The organism is Streptomyces sp. NPDC005070, from assembly GCF_053600395.1.
The window spans coordinates 1-3,535 of the sequence record NZ_JBSFZS010000308.1; the positions used below are offsets into that span (position 1 = coordinate 1).

Below are 3,535 nucleotides of genomic sequence, written 5' to 3' on the forward strand. Positions count from 1 at the left end.
TGGCTGGTCCAGCCGGCCGCGTAGCCCGTTCGGCACTACGAGGATGGGGCCCACCTCCCGCGGGAGGTGGGCCCCATCCTCGTAGTGCTGCCGTACGCGTCAGTCCGTGATGGACGGCTTCTCGCGGCGCTCGCTGCCGCCGCCGGAGCCTCCTGAGGAGCTTCCGTTGCCCGAACCGGCGCTCGGTGCGCCGAAGCTGCCCATGGCGCCGCTGAGGCCCTTGAGCGCGTCGCCGATCTCGCTCGGCACGATCCAGAGCTTGTTGGCGTCGCCCTGGGCGATCTTCGGGAGCATCTGGAGGTACTGGTACGAGAGGAGTTTCTGGTCCGGGTCTCCGGCGTGGATGGCCTCGAAGACCGTACGGACGGCCTGAGCCTCGCCCTCGGCGCGCAGGGCCGCGGCCTTGGCCTCACCTTCGGCGCGCAGGATCGCGGACTGCTTCTCGCCCTCGGCGGTGAGGATCTGGGACTGCCGGATGCCCTCCGCGGTGAGGATCGCCGCGCGCTTGTCGCGGTCGGCTCGCATCTGCTTCTCCATCGAGTCCTGGATGGAGGTGGGCGGTTCGATCGCCTTCAGCTCGACGCGGTTGACGCGGATGCCCCACTTGCCGGTGGCCTCGTCGAGGACTCCGCGCAGGGCCGCGTTGATCTCCTCGCGGGAGGTCAGGGTCCGCTCCAGGTCCATGCCGCCGATGATGTTGCGCAGTGTGGTGACGGTGAGCTGCTCGATCGCCTGGATGTAGCTGGCGACCTCGTACGTCGCGGCCCGCGCGTCGGTGACCTGGTAATAGATGACCGTGTCGATGTTCACGACCAGGTTGTCCTGGGTGATCACCGGCTGCGGCGGGAACGGCACGACCTGTTCACGCAGGTCGATGCGGTTGCGGATCGAGTCTATGAACGGGACGACGATGTTGAGTCCGGCGTTCAGTGTCCGCGTGTAGCGGCCGAAGCGCTCGACGATGGCCGCGCTGGCCTGCGGGATGACCTGGATGGTCTTGATCAGGGCGATGAAGACCAGCACCACCAGAATGATCAGGACGATGATGATCGGTTCCATCGATGCTCCCCGTACCCTTCTCCGCTCGGCAATTCCGAAAGATCTCATGGGTGTTGAAGATCTTGCTGGACGAGTCTGACAGAACGTCGTCTGCCACGTGGGGCGTTCGGTTCACTTGCGTTGTACGAGGTCACATGACGATCGCCGTGGCTCCGTCGATGTCGACGACATCCACTTCCTGGCCCACCTCGTAGGCCTGGGCGCCGTCGAGGGCGCGCGCGGACCAGATCTCTCCGCCGAGCTTGACGCGACCGGCTCCCGAACTGTCCACGCGTTCTAGGACGATGGCCTGTTTGCCCTTCAACGCCTCGATCCCGGTGGCGAGTTCGGGGCGCTGGGCGCGATGCCGGGTCGCGATGGGGCGTACGACGGCGATGAGTGCGACCGACACGACGACGAACACGAGTGTCTGGACGACGACACCGCCGCCCAGACCGGCGGTGACCGCGCCGGCGACGGCGCCCACGGAGAGCATGCCGAACTCGGGCATCGCGGTCACCACGAGCGGGATGCCGAGTCCGGCCGCAGCGATCAGCCACCACACCCATGCGTTGATGTCGTCCACATGGTCATGGTAGGACCGCGGCCCCCCGGCGGACAGAGCGCGCGATCACCTCGGATACGCCGGTTGAGGGGTGCGCGGGTGCGCGGACGGGGCGGTTCAGCCCATCGGCAGGCCCTGCGCCGTCCAGCGCTCGCCGACCTGCTCGACGACGAGGGGGAGGCCGAAGCAGAGGGAGAGGTTGCGCGAGGTGAGTTCGAGTTCCAGCGGTCCGGCGGCGAGCACCTTGCCCTGGCGGATCATCAGGACATGGGTGAAGCCGGGGGCGATCTCCTCGACGTGGTGCGTGACCATGATCATGGAGGGGGCGATCGGGTCGCGCGCGAGCCGGCCGAGACGGCGCACGAGGTCCTCACGGCCACCGAGGTCGAGGCCGGCCGCGGGCTCGTCGAGGAGCAGCAGTTCCGGGTCGGTCATCAGGGCGCGGGCGATCAGGGTGCGCTTGCGCTCGCCCTCGGAGAGGGTGCCGAACCTGCGGTCCAGGTAGTCGCTCATGCCGAGGCGGTCGAGGAAGGCGCGGGCGCGCTGCTCGTCGATGTCCTCGTAGTCCTCGTGCCAGCCGGCGGTCATGCCGTACGCGGCGGTGAGGACCGTCTGGAGGACCGTCTGGCGCTTGGGGAGCTTCTCCGCCATCGCGATGCCGGCGATGCCGATGCGCGGGCGCAGTTCGAAGACGTCGACCTTGCCGAGGGCCTCACCGAGGATCGTGGCGGAGCCCGCGCTGGGGAAGAGGTAGCTGGAGGCGACGTTCAGGAGGGTCGTCTTCCCGGCGCCGTTGGGGCCGAGGATGACCCAGCGCTCCCCCTCCTTGACCGACCAGGAGACCTGGTCCACCAGAGCGCGGCCCTCGCGGACCACGGATACGTCCACCAGTTCCAGTACATCGCTCATGAGCGCGTTGTCTCCCATTGCAGTCTCGGCCGTCGCTTGCGTCTGTGGACGAAGCCCCCGGGGAAAACCTACGCCACCGGTCGGGCACACCGACCCATCGGCCGGTCCTTAGGGTGGGGGCATGCTCTCCGAACCACGCTCAGGACGGCTGGCCGCATGGGGAAATGCCCTCTTGGCCGGACTTGTTTCCCCGGACGACGCCGTGCTGGCCGTCGTCGGGGACGACGCGGTGCACCGGGTCGAGGGGGTGCCCGGCGAGTCGGGGCCCGTCGGGCTCACGCTCGGTCTCGGCCGGCTGCGCCGACTCGGGGTGACCGGGCTGCGGGTCGCGTTGCCCGCGCCGGGGCATCCGCTGGGGCTCAGCGGGCCGCCCGAGTTCAACGCGCGTGCCCTCGACGCCGAGGAGGCCGTGGTCTGCCACGGCGGGGCGCTGGGGCTCGTGCCCGAGGTGTACGAGGCCGGGCCCGCCGGCGATGTGCATGTCGAGGTCGTCTGGCACTGCCTCGCCGTGCGCGAGGCGCCGCCCGCCGATGTGCCCTCGCTCGGGGAGGCCGAGCGGGAGCTGGCGGAGGCGCTCCGCGACGCGACGCAGGTGCTGTCGCGGCTGGACGTGGCGGGGTCGGGGCCGGTCGCGGCGGCGGCGATCGACGCGTACCGGGCGCGGGCGGAGCGGGGGCGCGAGGTACTGGCGCCCGGGTACCCGCCGCGCGCGGTGCGGGTGCTGGAGCTGGCTCAGCGGGTCGGGATGCTGATCTCGGTGGCGTACGAGAGCGGGCACGGTGGTGCGGTGAGCGCGTCGGAGATGGGCGCCCGGGCCGAGGCCCTGCGTCCGGTGGAGCGTACGGCCCGGCGGGCGCAGGTGGCCGCGTACAACGCGTTCGTGGAGGAGCGGGAGCGGGGGGCGCGCTGAGCTCGCCTCTGGCGTTTCGCGGGGGGCGGTTCGGGCCGGGGGGTGGGTCGGGCCGGGGGGTGGGTCGGGCCGGGGTCCCCCGACCGCGCAGCCTGGCCGGCCAGCTCTTCGCC

Annotated in this window: 4 protein-coding genes; 1 reads left to right on the top strand and 3 read right to left on the bottom strand. The window is 70.6% G+C overall.

Going from position 1 to position 3,535, the window contains the following annotated elements:
* Nucleotides 1–99: 99 nt before the first annotated feature.
* The 3 genes from ACWEBX_RS38165 to ACWEBX_RS38175 all read right to left on the bottom strand — a co-directional run bounded on the left by ACWEBX_RS38165 (nt 100) and on the right by ACWEBX_RS38175 (nt 2,512).
* On the bottom strand, nt 100–1,059 hold the full coding sequence (locus tag ACWEBX_RS38165) for an SPFH domain-containing protein (RefSeq protein ID WP_451889320.1): 960 nt from the start codon (nt 1,057–1,059) through the stop codon (nt 100–102).
* Between the two features lie 130 nt (nt 1,060–1,189).
* Nucleotides 1,190–1,624, bottom strand: a complete 435-nt coding sequence (locus ACWEBX_RS38170; RefSeq protein WP_451889321.1) for an NfeD family protein — start codon at nt 1,622–1,624, stop codon at nt 1,190–1,192.
* A 96-nt stretch (nt 1,625–1,720) separates the two neighbouring features.
* Nucleotides 1,721–2,512 (bottom strand): ABC transporter ATP-binding protein, encoded by a 792-nt coding sequence (locus ACWEBX_RS38175; protein WP_386989624.1) that lies wholly within the window; start codon nt 2,510–2,512, stop codon nt 1,721–1,723.
* Nucleotides 2,513–2,633: 121 nt separating this feature from the next.
* On the opposite strand from ACWEBX_RS38175, the gene ACWEBX_RS38180 reads away from it, so the two are divergent.
* A complete protein-coding gene (locus tag ACWEBX_RS38180) occupies nt 2,634–3,422 on the top strand; it encodes a hypothetical protein (RefSeq protein ID WP_451889322.1) in 789 nt (262 codons plus the stop codon).
* Nucleotides 3,423–3,535 lie beyond the last annotated feature (113 nt).